This is a genomic window from Sphingobacterium olei, from assembly GCF_005048855.1.
Classification (GTDB): Bacteria; Bacteroidota; Bacteroidia; order Sphingobacteriales; family Sphingobacteriaceae; genus Sphingobacterium; species Sphingobacterium olei.
Genome location: NZ_SUME01000002.1, coordinates 569,544 through 590,697, shown reverse-complemented (window position 1 = coordinate 590,697; position 21,154 = coordinate 569,544). Strand labels below are relative to the sequence as shown.

The following is a 21,154-nucleotide window of genomic DNA, read 5'->3' as shown; positions in this document are numbered from 1 at the left end:
ATTTACAACAAAAATTATAGTGTTAGTCATGACAAACTTTGATAACGAAACAAATGGCCGTATCCAACAATGGTTGACGGCAGAATATGATCAAGATACGGTAGCGCAGGTACAAAAATTAGTAGACGATAAAGAGGAAACGGAATTGTTGGATTCGTTTTACAAAGAATTAGAATTCGGCACAGGGGGACTTCGAGGTATTATGGGGGTAGGTTCAAACCGGATGAATAAATATACCCTGGGAAAAGCTACGCAGGGTTTGTCCAATTATCTAAAAAAAGAATTTCCGAATGAAGAAGTGAAAGTTGCGGTATCTTACGATAGCCGTAATAATTCGCAGGTTTTTGGAAAAATGGTAGCGGATGTATTTTCAGCCAACGGGATTAAGGTATATTTATTTGAAGAGTTGCGCCCGACACCTATGCTGTCATTTGCCGTTCGCCATTTCGGATGCCAGGGAGGCGTAATGCTTACCGCCTCGCACAACCCAAAGGAGTATAACGGCTACAAAGCTTATTGGAATGATGGCGGTCAGCTGGTGGCTCCACATGATAAAAATGTGATTACCGAAGTAAATGCAATACAGTCTGTTACCGAGATTAAATTTGAAGGTATCCAAGACAATATCACGGTAGTGAAAGAGGATTTTGACCAGATCTATATCGATGCAAACAAACAATTAAGCATTCACCCCGAAATCGTTGCTGCACAACAAGACCTAAAAATTGTGTTTTCTCCGATTCACGGAACAGGGATTACTTTGGTTCCCAAGATACTTGAGGCTTGGGGGTTTAAAAATGTAACGGTAGTGGAAGAACAATCGAAGCCCGATGGAAATTTCCCAACCGTGATTTATCCCAATCCAGAAGAGGAAGAAGCGATGTCTATGGCCAAACAAAAGGGCGAAGCGCTCGATGCGGACGTCGTAATGGCTACCGATCCGGATGCAGACAGGGTTGGGGTGGCTGTCAAGAATGCAAATGGAACGTTTCAACTGTTGAACGGTAATCAGATCGGCAGTTTATTGACCTATTACGTACTATCTGCTAAACAAGAAAAAGGCGAATTGCAGGCAGAAGATTACGTTGTGAAAACCATCGTTACGTCTAACCTGTTTTCGGATATTGCCACCGGTTTTGGTGTAAAAAGTTATGAAACGCTTACGGGATTTAAGTTTATTGGCGAGGTGATTACGAATCTCGAAGAAAAGGAGAATTATTTAGTCGGAGGAGAAGAAAGCTATGGATTTTTAGTAGGCGATTTGGTACGGGATAAAGATGCGGTGAACTCCTGTGCTTTCATTGCGGAGATGACGGCTTATTTCAAGAATCAGGGAAAATCTCTTTTTGATGTACTGCTGGAGATATACGAAAAGTACGGGTTCTATCAGGAGAAGTTAATTTCCTTGACAAAAAAAGGAAAAGCGGGCGCCGATGAAATTAAACAAATGATGATCGACCTTCGTGCTAATGCACCTAAAGTATTGGGTGGCGTCGCCGTTAGCGAAATTCGGGATTATGAAAATAAAGTAGCTTATGATCTGACTACAGGTAAAAAAACTGCAATCGATCTGCCTAAATCGGATGTACTGCAATTTATTACAGTGGATGGAGATGTTATTTCGGCTCGTCCCTCTGGTACGGAACCAAAAATTAAGTTTTATTGTTCCGTAAAAGAGCAGTTATCGGCTATTTCGGAATACGACATGGTAGCCGGGAAGTTAGAACATAAAGTGGAACAGATTATGGCTGATATCGTAAAGAATTAAATATGGAAAAATGGACACTGCTGGATTCTAAATATGTTATTGAACGTCCATGGGCTACATTGCGGGTAGATAAGCTGCAATTGCCCAATGGTAATATAAAGGAAGAGTATTATGTGCTGGAATATCCAACATGGGTTAATATGATCGGCATTACAGCAGAGAATCAAGTACTATTTGTCACACAATATCGACATGGTGCAGGTCAGATAATGACGGAACTACCCGCTGGTGTGGTAGAAGAAGGGGAAGATCCCGCAGATGCCGCCCGACGGGAGCTGTTGGAAGAAACCGGTTACGCTTTCGATTCCATCGAAAAGATAGCCGAGTTGTATGCTAACCCCGCTACAAGTGGAAATATTACCCATACTTACGTCTTACAGGGGGGTAAGAAAATCCAGGAACAGGAATTGGATAACTCAGAAGACATTGAAGTAGTATTGATGTCTATTGAAGAAGCCAAAGTCTTTTTATTGGAGAACAAGATCGGTCAAGCGCTGCATTCAGCAGCGTTGTTTTATGCTTTTAAGCATTTGGGAATATTGTAGGCGTTAGATAAGGGATATTAGACGTGAGATATGAGAGTGGAGGAACTTTTTGTACCTTTGCAAAATGGCAAGAGAGATATTCGAAACAAAACGAAAAGCACTAAAGATTAATCTTAATCCAGATATTTACGGGACATTTGCAGAAATTGGTGCGGGACAGGAAGTGGCCCGCAATTTTTTTGAGGCGGGTGCCGCTTCGGGAACGATTGCGAAGACAATGTCAGCGTATGATATGGCATTCAGCGATGCAATTTACGGAGCAGAGGAATCTGGGCGTTATGTGAGTCGTACACGATTGACCAAAATGATCGGTCATGAATTTAATTTACTTACAGAGCGTCTCCACGGCGACAAATATGCGAATAAGAAATTTTTTGCTTTTGCGGATACGGTAACTACCCTGAATTTTACGAAAACAAATGAACCGCACGGCTGGGTAGGGATACGTTTTCAACAGGAAGTAGGAGGCCCGACAAACGACATCATTATTCATATCCGCCTGTTGGATAGTGACAATAGATTACAGTCTAAGGTACTAGGAATTATCGGTGTTAATTTGGTTTTTGCAGCTTATTTTTATGCGAATGATCCACAAACGATGATTGAATCGTTGGTCGATAATCTTTCTGTAGGGTCTGTTGAAATCGATTTGGTAAAAGTTTCAGGTCCCGTTTTTGAACAGGTAAACGAACGGTTAATTAATCTCTATCTGATTGCAAAAGGATTTGCCAATGCAGCGATTTTCAGACCCGATGGTAAGGCTGCACAGATAAAGGATTACCTGTATAAAAAGAATATCATTATTCTGCGTACAAAGTACCGTCAAAAATCTAACCCAAACTTTGACCTTTTTAACTTAGCTGTTGAACAGTTTCGCAAAAATACTGGGGCAGTTCCTGAAGATACGGTAGTTTTGATTGAAGTGTTGATGGGAAATGTACTGGAGGAAGATAGTAACATTACCGATGAAGATTTAAAATATTTTGCCGAGCGTGCCGAATATTTGTGTTCCACAGGAAACAATATTATGGTGTCGAATTTTAGACGTAATAATCATTTGGCTGAATTTGTCAAAACGTTTAGACCGAAACACGTTGGAATTGCGACCAACGTATCCAATCTGCGCAATATCTTTAATTCGGACAATTACAATAAAGAGCAATACACCAACGAATTACTGTCTTATATTTCGGGGATGTTCAGCAAAGATGTGAAACTTTATGCATATCCATACCTGAATAAAAAGGAAAATGAAATTGTCACCACAAGGAACCTGGAGGTTTCAGAAGAAGCGAAACCTCTTTTCGATTTTTTGATCAAAAACCAATATATTGTTGATATTGAAAACTACGATGAGAAATTTGTGAAAACAGTTTAAATCAGACGCGCGTGGGCATAAAAATGCGCAAACGATTGATTTTGCGAAGGAATGAGAATAAATATTTTATGACAAATAATTCACTTGAAAAAGTTTATCTTTGCGCATCAAAAAACATAAAAATTAAAAATCTTGAATTGTTTGAAATACAGCAAGTTAAGTGATTAATAAAATACTGCAATCAAACGGCAAAATGAGTAACGTATATTACCAAGAAAAATTCGAAGATCGCCACAATGGCCCCAGAGCTGAGGAAGCGAAAGAAATGTTAGCCTTTTTAGACGTTGATTCTTTGGATCAATTGATTGAACAAACTGTTCCTTCTCAAATTAGAGCTAAAAATCAATTAAATCTTCCATCGGCACTGAGTGAAGTGGCGTATTTGGAGAAAGTAAAGCAGATCGCTGAAAAAAATAAAGTGTTTAAGTCGTTTATTGGTCAAGGGTACTATGATGTGAACGTACCTGGTGTAATTCAGCGTAACGTGCTGGAGAATCCGGGGTGGTATACCCAGTATACGCCTTATCAAGCAGAGATTGCACAAGGCCGTCTACAAGCGTTGTTAAATTTTCAAACTGCGGTATCCGATTTAACGGGTTTGGAAGTTGCCAATGCGTCTTTATTGGACGAAGCGACAGCAGCAGCTGAAGCCATGTTTATGTTGTATAGCGCACGTAAAAATAAAAATGCAAATGTTTTCTTGGTAACATCAAACGTGTATCCACAAACGTTAGACGTATTGCAGACAAGGGCAATTCCATTTGGGGTAGAAATTCGAGTTGCGGATATAACGGCGTCAAATTTGACGGATGACGTATTTGCATCATTTATTCAATACCCAGCAGCGGACGGTTCGATAAGTGATTATAAAGCTTTTGCGGATAGCGCACATGCAAAAAATATTTCAATTTGTGTAGCGGCAGATTTGATGTCATTAGCACTATTGACGCCTCCCGGCGAGTGGGGTGCAGATGTTGTGGTTGGTAATTCACAACGTTTTGGTGTGCCAATGGGATTTGGCGGACCTCATGCAGCCTTCTTCGCTACAAAAGACGCCTACAAACGTAATATTCCAGGCCGTATCATCGGCGTAACTTCCGATTCAAACGGAAATTATGCATTGCGCATGGCGTTACAAACCCGTGAGCAACATATCCGCCGTGATAAGGCATCTTCTAATATTTGTACTGCACAGGCATTGCTAGCTATTATGGCTTCTTTTTATGCCGTATATCACGGACCTAAAGGAATTAAAGATATCGCATCCCGCATCAATGATCTGGCGAAATTGGCTGATAAAGCCATCCAATCCTTGGGTTACGAGCAAACAAATAAAGCTTATTTTGATACATTACGGTTTCATGTTGGGGACCAAGCAGGTACGTTAAAAGGCGAAGCGTTAGATAATGAATTGAACTTCTTCTATCATGAAGGTACGGTAGGTATATCTATTGACGAGACCACTACTTTCGAAGACATTCAAACTATTGTTAAAGTATTCGCTAAAATTAAGGGAAAAGCGCAGTCTGATGTAGACTTAGTTGCGTTGGCAAAGGAAGAAGTATCTTCTATCCCTTCTGAACTGGTTCGGAGATCGGCTTATTTAACACATCCGATTTTCAATAGCTACCATTCAGAAAGTGAAATGTTGCGCTATATTAAATCCTTGGAAGTGAAGGATCTTTCGCTATGTCATTCCATGATACCATTGGGATCATGTACCATGAAGTTGAATGCAACGACAGAAATGGTTCCTTTGACATGGGCTCGTTTTGGTGGATTGCATCCGTTTGCTCCAGTGGATCAAACTTCCGGTTATATGCAATTGATCAATGAATTAAACGATTGGTTGTCGGAGATTACCGGATTTGCTAAAATGTCCTTTCAGCCCAATTCTGGAGCGCAGGGTGAATATGCAGGTTTGATGGTTATTCGTGCTTATCACGAAAGCCGTAGCGAAGGACACCGTAATGTGTGCTTAATTCCTGCTTCAGCGCATGGAACTAATCCAGCTTCCGCCTCTATGGCTGGCTTGAAAGTAGTGGTCGTAAAATGTGATGAACGTGGTAATATTGATGTCGCGGATTTGAAGGCGAAAGCAGAAGCACATTCTGAGCAGCTGAATTCGTTGATGGTCACTTACCCATCTACGCATGGCGTTTTCGAAGAACCTATAATCGAGATCTGTCAGATCGTTCACGATAATGGTGGACAAGTATATATGGATGGTGCAAACATGAATGCACAAGTTGGTTTGACGAGTCCGGGATTTATCGGGGCCGATGTTTGTCACCTGAACTTGCACAAGACATTTTGTATTCCGCACGGTGGAGGTGGCCCAGGTATGGGACCTATTGGTGTGGCAGCGCACTTAGTTCCTTTCTTACCAAATCACGAAATCGTTGAAATTTCAGGAGAACAAGGGATTTCAGCTGTTTCGGCAGCACCATTTGGTTCGGCTTCAATATTAGTGATCTCTCATGCCTATATCGCCATGATGGGAGGAGAGGGACTTACGAATGCGACTAAAACTGCAATTTTGAATGCAAATTATATCAAAGCACGTTTAGAAAACCATTATCCTGTGTTATATGCAGGTGCAAATGGCCGTTGTGCACACGAAACGATATTGGATTGTCGCGCGTTCAAAAACTTCGGTATTGAAGTTGGAGACATTGCTAAGCGTTTAATGGATTACGGTTTCCACGCACCTACGGTATCATTCCCTGTTGCCGGTACGCTAATGGTGGAACCAACGGAGTCTGAGTCAAAGGCAGAGTTGGATCGTTTCTGTGACGCTTTAATTGCAATTCGTAAAGAGATCGCTGCGGTCGAAGATGGTGAAGCTGATCAAAAAGAAAATGTATTGAAACATGCGCCTCATACGGCAGAAGTAGTGACAGCGGATGAATGGAATAGGACTTATAGCCGTCGAACAGCTGCTTATCCATTGGATTATCTAAAGGCGAATAAATTTTGGCCATCTGTTGGCCGAGTAAACGATTCGCAAGGAGACCGGATGTTGATCTGTTCTTGTCCTTCAATCGAAGAATATGCGGAGATCGAAGCATAAGTTTCTTTTCCCGAATAATAGCAAAAGCCTCTATATTGTTAAACGTATAGAGGCTTTTGCTATAATGGAGTCGTAACAAGGTCTCTTGGTTAATTATCGTAAGTATCCAATTGAGCATCGAACTCATCGAACAGCTTTTTTAGTTCTGCCGCTATCTGTGAATATTCCTCGATGACGTTGGTTCGCTCGCTTGGGTCATATGCCACATTGAAAAGCTCTTTGGCTGATTCGTAGGGTTTTCCTGAGTTATTGTTGATGCCAGCGGGTAATTCGCGATATTTCCAGCTGCCTTGTCTTACAGCTTCCGCTTTTCCATGATTAACCAGGTAAATGGGACGATGATAATAGTGATCAGGGTCTGATTTGCCAGTGAGTAGTGTAGCAATTGATTGGCCGTCCAGTGTTCTTTTTTGTGGCAATGTGGCTCCCGTCCATTCGGATAATGTGGGTAATATATCCACGTTGCTGATAGGCGTCCGAAGTATGTTAGGAGAAATATGTCCTTTCCAATAAATAATGAAGGGAACACGGACACCGCCTTCATAGGTCTGCGCCTTAGATCCCCGAAATACACCTGCTGTGCCTACATGCCAGTTTTTGGTGATGCCATCTTGGCTCATTCGGACAGGGTATTCAATCCAAGGGCCATTGTCGCTTGAAAACACAAAAATGGTATTGTCTGCTAAACCTCTTTCTTCAAGGGTGCGCCACATGATCAGGAGCTGTTGGTCAAGATCTTCGACGACAGCTCCTAATGGACCTGCAAAATGAAGATTTTGCATTCGGTCGGAAGTTGCTGCTGTCCCCACAGGAAGATGTGGCATATTGTGTGCGTAGTAAAGGAAAAATGGTTCGTCCGCTTTTTGATCGGCAATAAAGTGAAGTACTTCCTCTGTGTAAATCCTACTTAGGGCAGAATCAGCGGGGCGGGTAATAGTGGGAACTTTGTTCCTGAATATCTTGATGGTCGTATCAGTCTTGACATATGGGTCCCGATAGTCATGACTGTACATCATCCCGTAGAAGTAATCAAAACCCTGTGCATTTGGATGAGATTCGTGAAGGTCTCCCAAATGCCATTTACCAATCAAAGCGGTGCGATAGCCTTGGTCTTTGAGTAATTCTGCAATGGTCACTTCTTGCGAAGGAAGCCCATTCTTGGCCCCTGGGCCAATAGGATCAGGAAGATTATATCGGGAAGCATATCGGCCTGTCAATAAAGAAGCTCTTGATGGTGTACATGATGGACTTGTCACGACATAATCGGTGGCGCGGATTCCTTTTGCGGCCATTTGATCTAAAAATGGCGTGGAGATGCTCGGGTTGCCGTAGCAACTCAAGTCCGAATAACCCAGATCGTCAGTAAGGACAAAAATAATGTTTGGTTTTTGTTGTGCATAGCCCACTGTGGCAATAAGACAACATATTAGCATCATAATAAGTTTAAAGTTCATAACCCTAAAATTAATGATTTATTATTTAACTTGGTAAAGAGGACAAAGTTAGTGGTGGTTAAATATGGAGCTTCTATGATTGATCTATTTTTATACCATAAATAAACCATATATGAACATCGAATTACTTTTTTCCGGATATTTTAGGGCAGTAGTTGTTTTATGGTTGAGATATCCTTCAAAAACATCTTTTGCTGTAAATTAATAACGATTATAAATAAATGGTGAAATAAAATAATTTGAAATGAAAAGTATACTAATTGTTATTGCCTGTTTTCTGTTTTCTAATATTGCGGTACTTGGGCAACAAAAAACGAAACATCAAGCCGAATTTACGTCAGACCGTATGTTTTGGTTACACGAGATGGATAAAATGTGTAGACCTGTCATTCAGGGCTTAGCAAATGATAGTCTTCGCATTATCATGCCACAAGTTACTTCTGTGAAAGTCGATAATAGGGAGCAGCGAATAAAAGTACAATATGTGGAAGTGTTGGGGCGCGTGTTAAGCGGAATAGCACCTTGGTTGCAGCTCGAAGGCGGGAATGGGGAAGAGGATGCCTTACGCGATCAATATAGAACATGGATTATGAAAGGGCTAAAGAATGCATTGGATAGCAATGCAAAGGACTTTATGCGTTTTGATATCGGAGGACAGCAACTGGTGGACGCTTCTTTTTTGGCGTTTGCGTTTGTACGAGCACCGTGGTTGTGGGAACACCTCGACAAAACCAGTCAAACGAGGTTGGTGGAATCTATAAAGGTAACTCGGAGATTTAAACCGGTTTTTTCAAATTGGCTGTTGTTTTCAGCAATGAACGAAGCATTTTTAGCCAAGTATGGTACGGAGTGGGATGTTATGCGAGTTGACTATGCATTACGCCAAATGGAACAATGGTATGTCGGCGACGGTATGTATAATGATGGTGTCCATTTTGCGTACGATTATTACAACAGCTATGTCATTCACCCTTACTTAGCAGGCATCGCAGATGTAATCTCGGAGAAAACGGATGCTTACAGAGGCATGTTTGATAAAATCAACAAAAGAAATCAGCGGTATGCCATCATTCAGGAAAGGCTGATTAATACGGACGGGACCTACCCACCTTCGGGTCGATCAATCATTTATCGGGGCGCGGCATTCCACCATCTCGCCGATATGGCATGGAAAGGGAAATTACCTAAAGAATTAAAGCCTGCACAAGTAAGGGGAGCATTAACAGCGGTCATTAAAAAAACGCTGGAAAGTCCGACCACATACCAAGACGGGTGGCTCACAATAGGTTTATATGGAGAACAACCAGGCTTGGGAGATTTTTATAATAATCAAGGAAGTCCTTATTTATGTGCTACGATTTTTCTGCCGCTTGGACTTCCTGAAACCGACGATTTTTGGACAGGGCCAGCTTTGCCTTGGTCATCGCAGTTAATTTGGAGCGGGCAGCAAAATGCAACAAAAGACCATGGTGTAGACCTGAGATAAGTAGATTATGTAAAAATTGAATGAATTTTTGATGTATTTGAATCATAACTAAACATCAAGTTTGTTACAAAACGTTCCCTTTGTAAGGAAAGCGGCTGACCAAGCCAATTGCAAAATATAAACCAAAAGAGAGCGTATGAAACAGCAAGACAAAGATACATCATAAATGGAGTGTAAGAAAGACCCGTTCTATCACTAAATTAGTCAATCAATTTTAAAACTTACCGACATCAGGGAAATCGGATGTTGCTACCAATAAAATCTATATGTTAAATCAAATTATAAACAGATGGATCAAGACCATCATAATGTTGCTGTGTGCAATATGTTATTCCATGTATGGACTAGCGCAAGATTCTCAGATACGCGGAATTGTGAAAGACGCCTCCACAGATGCCGCACTATCCGGCGTCACCGTTACATTGAAAGGAAGTACTACAAAAAGTCAAACGAATGCTGAAGGAAAATTTGTAGTGAATGCGCAAGAAGGTCAAATACTTGCTTTTACCTTTGTCGGTTATAGTGATAAAGAGATTGCTGTAGGAAAGAACCAGAATCTTGAAATTCTCTTAGAATCGGCATTTAATGCACTTGAAGAGTTGGTCGTTGTAGGTTACGGTTCGCAGCGGCGTTCCGATATTACGGGGTCGGTGGCTTCTGTTCCAAAAGAACGTTTATCTAAATTACCCGTTAACAACGTCATGCAGGCGATCCAGGGGGCGGTAGCCAACGTAAACATCAACCAGGCGTCATCCGTACCGGGCGATGCACCTTCGGCTTTAATCCGCGGAAGGAACTCTTTTAGCGCGACTACAGGTCCTTACATTGTGGTCGACGGAATTCCACTTTCCAAAACGGATGGCTCCATCAATGATATCAATCCGAATGACATCGAGTCCGTTGAAATATTGAAGGATCCTTCAGCGGTTGCGATTTATGGTGTAAATGGATCGAATGGTGTTATTTTGATCACTACAAAAAGAGGAACGACAGGCAAACCGACGATTCGTTACAGCGGGTACGGCGGTATAGAAGAGGCGGCTCACATACTTGAACCCGTTTCTGGAGAAGAGTTGTTGGAGCGATATGCGGAATACGCAAGAATAACAAATACAAGTTTGTATAATGGAGGGCCGGTCCGAAACGAATTCGAATGGGACAACTATCAAAATGGCACAACAACAGACTGGCTCGATGCAGTTATGCAGACTGGCGTTATTCAAAATCATAATATTGGTCTATCGGGAGGAAGCGAAAACGCGCGCTATTTTATATCGACTGATTACCTGAACCAAAAGGGGATCGTAAAAGGGTATAATTACAAGCGCTATTCATTCCGGGCAAACACCGATTTTAACACTACGAAATACTTAACAGTGGGAACTTCTGCCTTTATTGTTGCACACGATAGAGATGGAGGGCGCGCTAATTTAATGCAGGCGGCAGCAATGAGTCCTTATGCCAGGATGTATAATGACAACGGCACGTTAACGCAGTTTCCAATGTATTCCGAACAATTGTGGTCGAATCCACTTTTGCCAACGACTTTGGACCCGGAAAGAAGAGAGTTTAACATATCGTTGAACGGGTACGCGGAAGCGGATTTCGGGAATATATGGGCGCCATTGGCTGGCCTGAAGTATAAGTTTAACGGAGGGTATTCCTTTGTTCCTAAACGCACAAACGAATATGAAGGGGAATCCGTGTACAATTTTGCGGGTTTAGGTCGAATTACGAACAGGGAATCGCAGACCTATACCATTGAAAATATTTTAACCTACGCTAAGGACTTTGGTTTACACCGTATTGATTTTACGGGTCTGTATGCCGCAAAGAGTAAATATTACCAGGAAGCCATCGCGACAGGTGAAGTATTTCCGAACGACGCATTGGGCTGGGGCAATCTAGGCAGTGCATCGACACAAAAAGTATCTTCTTTTGCTGACCTTTACCGTTCCGTTTCGCAGATGGCGCGGGTAAATTACGGCTACGACAGCCGTTATATGTTGACCTTGACAGTGCGACGTGATGCTGCTTCTATATTTGGCGATAATCATAAATATGGAACGTTCCCTTCGGCCGCTGTAGCTTGGAATATCCACAATGAATCCTTTATGGCTAATACGAAAGATGTGGTAAGTAATTTGAAATGGCGTATGTCGTATGGTGTGTCAGGAAATGAGGGCATAGGTATATATGACGCTTTGTTTTTGATGAATTCCAATCCGCTTGCTATGAATGGCTTATCCAATGCCGCGATACGCTACAGGGTACGCATGGGCAATGCCGATCTGCGTTGGGAAAAAACGGCCGGCTTTAACACAGGTGTTGATTTTGGTTTCTGGAACAATCGTATCACCGGTACGGTAGATTTCTACAAAACACGCACACAAGATATGCTGCTTTCGCAAAATCTTCCGCGACTTACAGGTTTTCAAAATGTGTTTACAAACCTTGGAAAACTAGAAAATACCGGAATCGACGTGATGTTGAATACTAAAAATATTTCGAAAGAGAATTTTACATGGTCTACTACATTAGTTTTTGCGCACAATAAAAACAAAATCGTTGATATCTACGGCGATGGTAAAGACGATTTAGGAAACCGCTGGTTTATAGGACAGCCCGTAGGTGTAATATTTGACTATACAAAAGTAGGAATCTGGCAGGAGGATGAGATCGCTGCAGGTGTTAACAAGGGATGGGATGAACAGGCAGAGGCTGGGGCAGTTAAATTGGCCGATCTGAGTGGCGATGGGATTATTAATAACGACGATCGCTCTATTTTAGGACAGACCGCGCCAAAGTGGACAGGGGGTATTACAAATACCTTTACCTATAAAGCTTTCTCCTTGAATATCTTCATTAATACCGTGCAGGGAGCGATGCGGAATAATTCACAAATAGGTGGTGCTTCTGATGAAATGGGCAGACGAAGCACGCCGGCAGAACTCGGTTATTGGACGCGAGAAAATCAAAGCAATGAATGGCGTTCGTTGAGTAACCGCTCTAATATTTATGGCTACGCTTTTCCTTCCAACGCAAGTTTTACGCGGTTGAAAGACGTTACGTTCAGCTATAATCTACCGCAATCTGCTGCTAGCCGGATAGGTGTTGGTGGGGTAACGCTTTACGCAAGTGGCCGAAACCTCTATACGTGGACGAACTGGCTGGGATGGGATCCGGAAGCGAGAGATGTGCCTAGGGGGAATACCGTAGATGGAGTTAATGACCAGCTTAATTATCCTATGGTCCGCACTTACGTTTTTGGTTTGAATCTTACATTTTAAATATACAGTCATGACGATACATAAACACACAAAAATATTTTCTCTGTTCGCTTTGCTATCTTTTGTCGCAGTCTCCTGCAGCGACAGTTTCCTGGAGGAAAAGCCTTATTCCAACTATGATGCGAATGCCAATGATCCATCTACTATAGAAAACCAATTAATCGGTTTGCATTATATCTACGCAGAATTATACGGCTATAGCGGAAGGCAGGGCTTTTTATCTATTTGGCAGATCGGGATGGACATCACGAGTGCCGGGGCCACAGAAGGCGTTGAAAATCCATTCTATCAGTATGCGGATTTAAATTCCGAGAATGGTGGCGTGAGCTATATGTGGATAAAGTGTTATGAATTTATAAATAATGCCAACGGTATTATTAGATCCGTAGGTGAGAGCAACCCCGGCGCAGCTGCCGAAGCACGTTTTTTCCGGGCGTATGCGTATAATATGCTAGTGACACTTTGGGGAGATGTGCCGGTACTAACAGAACCGATCTCCGTGCCCACGTTTAATTATTCAAGAGTGCCTGTGGCAACTGTTGACGCACTTATCGAAGAAGATCTGACCTTTGCGGTTAATAACCTTCCAGAGGTAGGTAGCGCAGTATCCGAGAGTCGCATAAACAAGGATATGGCCAGACAATTGGCTGCTGAAGCATATCTACGGATGGGAATGCGGGATGCCACTTATTTTGCAAAAGCGGAAAAGGCAGCAACGGATATTATTGATCCCGGAAAATATAAGTTAATTGAGGCACGATATGGCAAATACCTTGGAGAAGGTGGAGACTTTTATCGGGATATGTTCCGTCAGGGTAATATGCGTCGCTCAGAGGGAAATACGGAAGCGATTTGGACATTTGAATTGGAGTTCAACCGGGAAGTTAACGGTGGTACTATTGATAACCCGCAACATCGTCGCGTATGGCAGCCTGCTTATCACAAGTGGGAGGGTATGGTTAACGCAGACTCGCTAGGGGGGCGTGGTAATGGGCGGCTACGGTTGAGCAACTTTATGAAATACACGGTATGGCGTGGGCTTGATGGAGATCTTCGTAACAGTAACTATAATATCCGACGTACGACGAACTATAATCGTCCGGGATTTAGTGCAGAGATCGGTGTGGATGCAGATGGATATCGTGTAGCAAAAGATGCGGGGATTCAGAATATTAACATCAAAACCGGAGATAAAGTAATTCCGTTTAGGACAGATAGCCTAGAGGTATGGTATCCCTTTCCCACCAAATGGGGTGGCTATGATCCAATCGATGATTTTGGTTATGCATTGGTAAAAGATTGGCCGGTTATGCGTTTGGGAGAAACTTATCTGCTACGTGCCGAGGCTAGACTGCGTCAGAATAATGCATCGGGTGCTGCTGAAGATATTAACATCCTTAGGGATAGGGCATTTAAAAATGCTCGCGCAAATTCGGGCAATAGCACGCTTGGTGCCGTGTTCGCTTCTCAAATGACGGTTGATTTTATATTGGATGAACGTGCACGAGAGCTCATCGCAGAAGAAAATCGTCGCATGACGTTAGTACGTACGAGAACACTTAAAGAGCGCATTCCGCTAAATGGTGATCAAGGTCCCAGTAATAAAATAACCACTGGCTTTCAAGACTATAATGTGTTGTTACCGATTCCATTAACTGAAATACAGTTAAATAACAAAGAAGGAGAAACGCTTGTACAGAATCCGGGATATCCAAAATAGGGTCGTTCATGCTGACTGCCGTTTATTAAATTCAAGTTGTGAAGCCTTGTAACGGGATGGTTACAAGGCTTCTTTTTATGAATTAAAAACAAACGTTTTTGAGACAAAAACAAACAAATTATAATAAACGTATTTTTTACATTTGTTATACCATCGTTACCTAATTGAGAAAGAGGGGGCCGATGGGGCCTTGGCAAAACATTGAAACCTGAAATTATAAAATAAAACTGATGAAGAAACAATATATCCTGTTAATCTATGTGTTACTTGTATGCGGCATCTTATCAGTCTATGGGCAGCGCACTACTTCCAAAATACGAGTGGATGTCCCGATAGATTCTATCCTATTAAGCGACCCATGTATACTGGCAGACAAAGCAACAGCTACTTACTACATGACTGGAACAGGGGGTAAGCTTTGGAAAAGTAAAGATCTAAAACATTGGACTGGGCCGTTTGATGTTGTACAACACAATCGGAATTCGTGGATGGGTGAACGCCCTGATATATGGGCAGCTGAACTGCACAGGCATAAGGGGAAGTATTACTATTTCGCCACGTTTACCAATAAAGATATTAAGATTGATACGGTCAAGGGAAATATCATCGACCGGAGGGCCTGTCATGTATTGGTTAGCGATAGAGCGGAAGGTCCCTACAAACCAATGGCAGATTCGACATACCTACCTGCCGACATGCCTACATTGGATGGTACCTTGTGGGTGGACGCCGACAACAAGCCGTATATGATATACTGCTACGAATGGCTGCAAAACTGGGATGGTACCATAGAAAAGGTTGCACTTAAAGAAGATCTCAGTGGTACCGTTGGTAGAAGCAAACTACTTTTCAAAGCCAGCGATTCTCCTTGGAGCCGGGAACGACAGGATGGAAAAATAGGTCCCAATAAGGTAACTGATGGTCCTTGGATTTTCCGTACACAAACGGGAAAACTGGGTATGCTTTGGACCAGCTGGGTTTTTGATGTGTATACACAGGGAGTTGCCTATTCCGAAAGTGGTACCTTGGACGGACCATGGATACAGGAAAAATTACCTATAACTCTACCCGACTACGGACATGGGATGCTTTTCCGGACTTTTGAAGGAAGATTGCTTATGTCGGTACACAGCAATGAAAATAGGGACGGTAGACATATTAGATACCCGCATCTCTTCGAAGTGGATGATTCGGGTGATAGATTAGTTGTAGGGAAGCGACTTTATTAAATACAATCTTTAAAAATAACAACAAAATATAATAACCACATTGCTTTCTAAAATGAAGATATCAACTATTGCTGCGTTTTTCTTTTTTCTCTTAGCAAGTATAATTACCTATGGGCAAACATCTTTGGTGGAACCTCGATTCGAAGGGTATTTATTTGCTTATTTTGAAGGATCTGGCAAAGGTGTAGAGCAGGAACAGCTGCGCTTTGCGGTGAGTCAGGATGCAGTAAATTGGACTGCGCTGAACAACAATCGACCTATTATTCCTTCAAGCGAAATCTCCCAAACAGGGGGAATCCGGGATCCACATCTTTTAAGAGGCGCGGAAGAAAAAGCTTTTTATATGGTTGCTACCGATATGTTTACCATTAGAAATGGCTGGGAAAGTAATCCGGGAATTATACTGATGAAGTCAGATAATCTTGTCGATTGGCGGCACAGTATCATCGACCTACCAATATTATATCCTGAAAAATTTAAAAATGTAAAATGGGTATGGGCACCTCAGACGATTTACGATCCGAAGGTCCAAAAATATATGGTCTACTTTACCGTACGTTACCATGATGATGCCAAGCTCGATTTTTATGCAGCCTATGCAAATGAAGATTTTTCAGGATTTGAGCAAGAACCCAAACTACTCTTCAGCCCCAAATATGGAGGTATTGACGGAGACATAGTTTACAAGGACGGGCTATATCATCTTTTTTTTAAGGGAAATACAAAAGATACAAACGGCAAGGAGTTTAAAAACGGAATCCGACAGGCTACAAGTAAATCCTTACAAGGTCCTTGGAATGAATATTTTACATACCTCGATGCCTATGCAGACACCACCGTGGTGGTAGAAGGCTCCAGTATATTTAAACGGAATGATTCGAACGACTACATCTTAATGTATGACCTGTATGCCAATGGTCGGTATGAGTTCCAGCGAAGTACTGATCTGTTTAAATTTACACATAATCCGGAGTCGTTTACGAAAGATTTCCACCCTCGGCATGGTAGTGTGATCAATATTACCAGAGAGGAGGCTCAGCGTTTACAGCAGAAATGGGGTGGTGTTCCCACGACATTATTGCAACCGAGAGAAACAGGAGAACGGTTTCATTTAACTACATCACGAAACCAATTCACAAGAAATATAAAATGATGAATACGATAAAAAACAACTTATTATTAGCCGTTTACGTGTTGCTCCTTTTTGTTGGAGCCACGCATGCACAGACCTATAAATATGGGCCAGTAGAGAAAGATTTTACGGCTTATCTGTTTGCCTATTTTTCCAATAACGATCCGGACGGAGAGCAAGTACGATATGCGGTAAGCTTAGATGGCATTAATTACAAACCATTGAACGGAGGAAAACAAATTATTTCTTCTGATAGTATAGCGCTGAAGAAAGGTGTCCGTGATCCCCATATCCTGCGTTCGGCGGATGGGAAGTATTTTTATATGGTACTTACCGATATGCGTTCGAGCGAAGGCTGGCAGAGTAACGACGGGATAGTCCTTCTGAAAAGTAAAGATCTGCTGCACTGGGAACATACGGCTATCGACTTCCCAACCCGGTTTCCAGGTTTGACAGGATTTGATAGGGCAAACTTACATGCTGTATGGGCTCCACAAACCATCTGGGATGAAAAGGAACAGAAATATATGATCTATTACTCTATCGGAAGACACGATTGGGCGTATCCGGTGGGGGAACATATTCAACCGTATTTTAAATTGTATTATTCTTATGCTAATGCGGATTTTACGGATATTACCGAGCCTCAACCATTATTTGATTTTGGTTCAGCTGCCATCGATGGTGATATTGTATATGACAGTAAGAACGAAGAATACGTGCTGTTTTTCAAAGATGAAGGACGCTCCACGATAAACAATGGATTCCGGACAAGCAACGGCGTTATGCGGGCGACGAGTAAAAATGTGACCGGACCCTACACAGCAGAATATCGTCATCTCAATTTTGATAAACAACAAGCTGTTGAAGGTTCGAGTGTTTTTAAATTGATCAATTCAGACGAGTATGTACTGATGTATGATTGCTATACCAAGGGATATTACCAGTTTTGCAAAAGCACAGACCTGAAGAATTTCAGTTTTGTGCAGAATACGCCTACAGGTGGCGATTTTACACCTCGGCACGGCTCAGTGATCCCGATTACTCATCGGGAGCTGTTGGCCTTAACCGAAAAATGGGGTATTCCAAGTGGATTTGATTTACCGGCTCCGCAAAATAATCCGGTTTTAGAAGGCTACTATGCAGATCCAGATATCTTGTATTCCGAGAAAACCAAGAAGTACTATATTTACCCGACAAGCGATGGGTTCACAGGTTGGAGCGGTACGTATTTTAAGACCTTTTCGTCGGATAACCTGAAGGACTGGACTGATGAAGGTATTATTCTTGACTTAAAGAAAGACGTATCATGGGCTGATCGCAACGCATGGGCACCCTGCATTATAGAGAAGAGGATCAAAAAGAATCAGTATAAGTACTACTATTATTTCACCGCGGCGCAAAAAGTCGGCGTTGCGGTAGCCGAAGATCCCACAGGTCCATTCCTCGACTCCGGTAAACCGCTTATTGATTTTAAACCCGAGGGTGTGAAAGGCGGACAGGAAATTGACCCTGAGGTTTTTTATGATCCAAAATCAAAGAAAAGCTACCTGTACTGGGGTAATGGATACCTTGCCGTCGCGGAATTGGAAAAAGATATGGTTTCCATAAAGAAAAATACCATAAAGGTCATGACGCCGGATCACACATTCCGGGAAGGAGTTACCGTCTTTTACCGTAAGGGGCTTTATTACTTCTTGTGGTCAGAAGATGATACGAGAAGTGAAAATTACCGTGTTCGGTATGCCTATTCCAAATCAGCTATCGGCCCCTTAACCATTCCCGAAGATAATCTGATCTTGGCGAAGGATCCGACAAAAGGGATATACGCAACGGGGCATAATTCAGTGCTACAGATCCCGGGTACAGATGAATGGCGAATTGTCTACCATCGTTTTGACCGTCCCAATGGCATCAAAATGGGATCTGCTGCCGGGTACCACCGCGAGGTATGTATAGATGCGATGGAATTTCGGGCAGATGGTACAATAGAAAAAGTTACCCCCAAATTATAATCAATGCATTAAATTATTTGCTTTAATACTCATAACTAAATGAATATATATATATGAAAAAGCTGTTTTTTCTGGGTGTGATCCTGATGATATGTAGCTCCATTTCCATGGCGCAAAGCATACCAACTTTTAAAGTTAATTTGGACAATCCTTCTGGCAAAATTTCGCCAAACATGTGGGGAATCTTCTTCGAAGATATTAATCTTGGGGCAGATGGAGGCATATATGCTGAGCTGGTCAAAAATCGCTCGTTTGAGTTTAGTACGCCGTTAATGGGTTGGAAAACATTGGGCAAAAATATACCAGAAGGAACATTAATTGTTCAGAATGACTCAAAAAGAAAAGGAAATGCCCGCTCTTTATTAATTAATAAATCTACCGACTTTTCGTTGGGATTACAAAATGAAGGATTTCGAGGTATGGGAATCAAGAGTGGGTTAGAATATGAATTTTCCCTCTTATTTAAAAGTCCTAAGCCTGGCCTAACTCTTCATTTGGAACTGCTTGATGACACGGATAAGGTATTGGGAAGCTCCAAGATAAGTTTGACCGAAACTGCGGGATGGACGAACGGAGCCGTTAAATTTAGATCTGTCGGCGAAACGAAAAAAGGTAAACTTAATATCTGGATACAAGGCACGGGGCATGCCGAAGTGGACATGCTTTCGCTATTTCCGGAAGATACCTGGATGGAGAGATCAAAAGGATTGAGAAAAGATATGGTTCAGATTTTAGCTGATATGAAGCCCGGGTTTGTCCGTTTCCCGGGAGGATGTATTGTAGAAGGAAGGGATCTGGCGAACCGCTTCCAATGGAAAAAAACAGTTGGACCTATAGAAGAAAGGGAACTGATTATTAACCGGTGGAATACAGAATTCAATCATCGTTTAACGCCGGATTATTTTCAAACTTTCGGGTTGGGATTTTACGAATATTTTTTGTTGTCTGAAGATATTGGTGCTGAACCCCTGCCGATCTTAAATTGTGGGATGGCTTGTCAATTTAATACAGGAGAAGTAGTACCGCTAGATGAACTGGATTCCTATATTCAGGATGCATTGGATTTAATTGAATTTGCGAATGGAGATATAGATACAAAATGGGGGAAATTGCGCGCGGATATGGGGCATCCTGAAAAATTTAACCTTAAGATGTTGGGCGTCGGAAATGAAAATTGGGGACCGCAGTATATTGAGCGACTTATTGCTTTTCAGACAGTTTTAAAAGCTAAGCACCCTGAAATTGCCATTATTGCAAGTTCAGGAACGGGGCCGGATGGCGAACGGTTTGATTATCTGGACGAACAGTTAAGGGAAATGAAGATCGATGTGATAGACGAGCATTACTATCGTCCGCCTACATGGTTTTTGTCGAGTGCAGCACGCTATGATGATTACGACCGGAACGGACCTAAAATATTTGCAGGTGAATACGCATCGCATACTACCCGTCCAAATGGTCCTAACAAAAACTCATGGGATGCAGCACTTTCCGAAGCCGCTTTCTTAACCGGACTTGAACGTAACGGAGATGTCGTGACGATGGCTTCTTATGCTCCACTATTTGGGCATGTCGATGGATGGCAGTGGACGCCAGATCTCATTTGGGTGGATAACCTGAAGGTGTATGGTACGCCCAGCTATCATATCCAAAAACTATATTCAACGAATAAAGGAACTTCTATTATCCCACTGAAATGGGACGACAGCAATGTTGTTGGTCAAGACAGCTTGTATGCTTCTGCTGTGTATGATGAAGGAACAAAAGAGTTGATCCTTAAGTTTGTCAATCACAATAGTAGAATGGTAGATATAGCTTTTCAGCTTGACTCAAAGAAGAAGATAAATGGAGATGCTGTTAAAATAACAATAAACAGCAACGACATGTCCGCTTACAACAGCATCGAAGATCCATTAAAAATACAGCCACAGGAATCGAGCGTTAGATATTCAGGAAAGGTAGTCAAGGAATCTTTCTTGCCGCATTCTTTTACAGTTATCAAAATCCCTGTTAAATAACAGCAAAACCCATTCTTAATATAAAATAATTTCAGCGATATTCTTT

Annotated in this window: 12 protein-coding genes; 11 read left to right on the top strand and 1 reads right to left on the bottom strand. The window is 42.1% G+C overall.

Annotated features, from left to right (window positions below; translation table 11 throughout):
* Window positions 1–28: 28 nt before the first annotated feature.
* The 4 genes from FAZ15_RS06685 to gcvP all read left to right on the top strand — a co-directional run bounded on the left by FAZ15_RS06685 (window position 29) and on the right by gcvP (window position 6,764).
* Window positions 29–1,768: a phospho-sugar mutase gene (locus FAZ15_RS06685; protein WP_136900532.1), complete on the top strand. Its 1,740-nt coding sequence runs from the start codon at window positions 29–31 to the stop codon at window positions 1,766–1,768.
* 2 nt (window positions 1,769–1,770) lie between these two features.
* Entirely contained in the window at window positions 1,771–2,313 is a 543-nt protein-coding gene (locus tag FAZ15_RS06680; protein WP_136900531.1) for an NUDIX hydrolase, read from the top strand.
* A gap of 64 nt (window positions 2,314–2,377) precedes the next feature.
* Window positions 2,378–3,691, top strand: a complete 1,314-nt coding sequence (locus FAZ15_RS06675; RefSeq protein WP_136900530.1) for a nicotinamide mononucleotide adenylyltransferase — start codon at window positions 2,378–2,380, stop codon at window positions 3,689–3,691.
* A gap of 193 nt (window positions 3,692–3,884) precedes the next feature.
* On the top strand, window positions 3,885–6,764 hold the full coding sequence (gene gcvP, locus FAZ15_RS06670) for an aminomethyl-transferring glycine dehydrogenase (protein ID WP_136900529.1): 2,880 nt from the start codon (window positions 3,885–3,887) through the stop codon (window positions 6,762–6,764).
* Window positions 6,765–6,853: 89 nt separating this feature from the next.
* Here the strand turns inward: gcvP and FAZ15_RS06665 are convergent, their stop codons facing one another.
* Window positions 6,854–8,218, bottom strand: a complete 1,365-nt coding sequence (locus tag FAZ15_RS06665; protein ID WP_136900528.1) for a sulfatase-like hydrolase/transferase — start codon at window positions 8,216–8,218, stop codon at window positions 6,854–6,856.
* A 244-nt stretch (window positions 8,219–8,462) separates the two neighbouring features.
* On the opposite strand from FAZ15_RS06665, the gene FAZ15_RS06660 reads away from it, so the two are divergent.
* The 7 genes from FAZ15_RS06660 to FAZ15_RS06630 all read left to right on the top strand — a co-directional run bounded on the left by FAZ15_RS06660 (window position 8,463) and on the right by FAZ15_RS06630 (window position 21,108).
* Window positions 8,463–9,704 carry a DUF2264 domain-containing protein gene (locus tag FAZ15_RS06660; protein WP_136900527.1) on the top strand — a complete coding sequence of 414 codons (1,242 nt, stop codon included), beginning with the start codon at window positions 8,463–8,465 and terminating at the stop codon, window positions 9,702–9,704.
* A 266-nt stretch (window positions 9,705–9,970) separates the two neighbouring features.
* Window positions 9,971–12,994, top strand: a complete 3,024-nt coding sequence (locus FAZ15_RS06655; RefSeq protein ID WP_202912334.1) for a SusC/RagA family TonB-linked outer membrane protein — start codon at window positions 9,971–9,973, stop codon at window positions 12,992–12,994.
* Window positions 12,995–13,004: 10 nt separating this feature from the next.
* Window positions 13,005–14,714, top strand: coding sequence for a RagB/SusD family nutrient uptake outer membrane protein (locus tag FAZ15_RS06650; protein ID WP_136900526.1), 1,710 nt, complete (start codon window positions 13,005–13,007; stop codon window positions 14,712–14,714).
* 230 nt (window positions 14,715–14,944) lie between these two features.
* The gene (locus FAZ15_RS06645) at window positions 14,945–15,943 is read left to right on the top strand and encodes a glycoside hydrolase family 43 protein (protein WP_136900525.1); all 999 of its coding nucleotides are present in this window, start codon (window positions 14,945–14,947) and stop codon (window positions 15,941–15,943) included.
* A 52-nt stretch (window positions 15,944–15,995) separates the two neighbouring features.
* Window positions 15,996–17,096, top strand: coding sequence for a glycoside hydrolase family 43 protein (locus FAZ15_RS06640; RefSeq protein ID WP_202912333.1), 1,101 nt, complete (start codon window positions 15,996–15,998; stop codon window positions 17,094–17,096).
* Window positions 17,093–19,090 (top strand): family 43 glycosylhydrolase, encoded by a 1,998-nt coding sequence (locus tag FAZ15_RS06635; RefSeq protein WP_136900524.1) that lies wholly within the window; start codon window positions 17,093–17,095, stop codon window positions 19,088–19,090. Before FAZ15_RS06640 ends, FAZ15_RS06635 begins: the two co-directional genes overlap by 4 nt.
* 53 nt (window positions 19,091–19,143) lie before the next feature.
* Window positions 19,144–21,108, top strand: a complete 1,965-nt coding sequence (locus FAZ15_RS06630; RefSeq protein WP_136900523.1) for an alpha-L-arabinofuranosidase C-terminal domain-containing protein — start codon at window positions 19,144–19,146, stop codon at window positions 21,106–21,108.
* Window positions 21,109–21,154 lie beyond the last annotated feature (46 nt).

What these genes read in the sequence shown, in the direction of transcription:
- FAZ15_RS06685 (WP_136900532.1), top strand. Translation starts at nt 29, where the DNA reads ATGACAAACTTTGATAACGAAACAAATGGCCGTATCCAACAATGGTTG.
- FAZ15_RS06680 (WP_136900531.1), top strand. Translation starts at nt 1,771, where the DNA reads ATGGAAAAATGGACACTGCTGGATTCTAAATATGTTATTGAACGTCCA.
- FAZ15_RS06675 (WP_136900530.1), top strand. Translation starts at nt 2,378, where the DNA reads ATGGCAAGAGAGATATTCGAAACAAAACGAAAAGCACTAAAGATTAAT.
- gcvP (WP_136900529.1), top strand. Translation starts at nt 3,885, where the DNA reads ATGAGTAACGTATATTACCAAGAAAAATTCGAAGATCGCCACAATGGC.
- FAZ15_RS06665 (WP_136900528.1), bottom strand. Translation starts at nt 8,218, where the DNA reads ATGAACTTTAAACTTATTATGATGCTAATATGTTGTCTTATTGCCACA.
- FAZ15_RS06660 (WP_136900527.1), top strand. Translation starts at nt 8,463, where the DNA reads ATGAAAAGTATACTAATTGTTATTGCCTGTTTTCTGTTTTCTAATATT.
- FAZ15_RS06655 (WP_202912334.1), top strand. Translation starts at nt 9,971, where the DNA reads ATGTTAAATCAAATTATAAACAGATGGATCAAGACCATCATAATGTTG.
- FAZ15_RS06650 (WP_136900526.1), top strand. Translation starts at nt 13,005, where the DNA reads ATGACGATACATAAACACACAAAAATATTTTCTCTGTTCGCTTTGCTA.
- FAZ15_RS06645 (WP_136900525.1), top strand. Translation starts at nt 14,945, where the DNA reads ATGAAGAAACAATATATCCTGTTAATCTATGTGTTACTTGTATGCGGC.
- FAZ15_RS06640 (WP_202912333.1), top strand. Translation starts at nt 15,996, where the DNA reads ATGAAGATATCAACTATTGCTGCGTTTTTCTTTTTTCTCTTAGCAAGT.
- FAZ15_RS06635 (WP_136900524.1), top strand. Translation starts at nt 17,093, where the DNA reads ATGATGAATACGATAAAAAACAACTTATTATTAGCCGTTTACGTGTTG.
- FAZ15_RS06630 (WP_136900523.1), top strand. Translation starts at nt 19,144, where the DNA reads ATGAAAAAGCTGTTTTTTCTGGGTGTGATCCTGATGATATGTAGCTCC.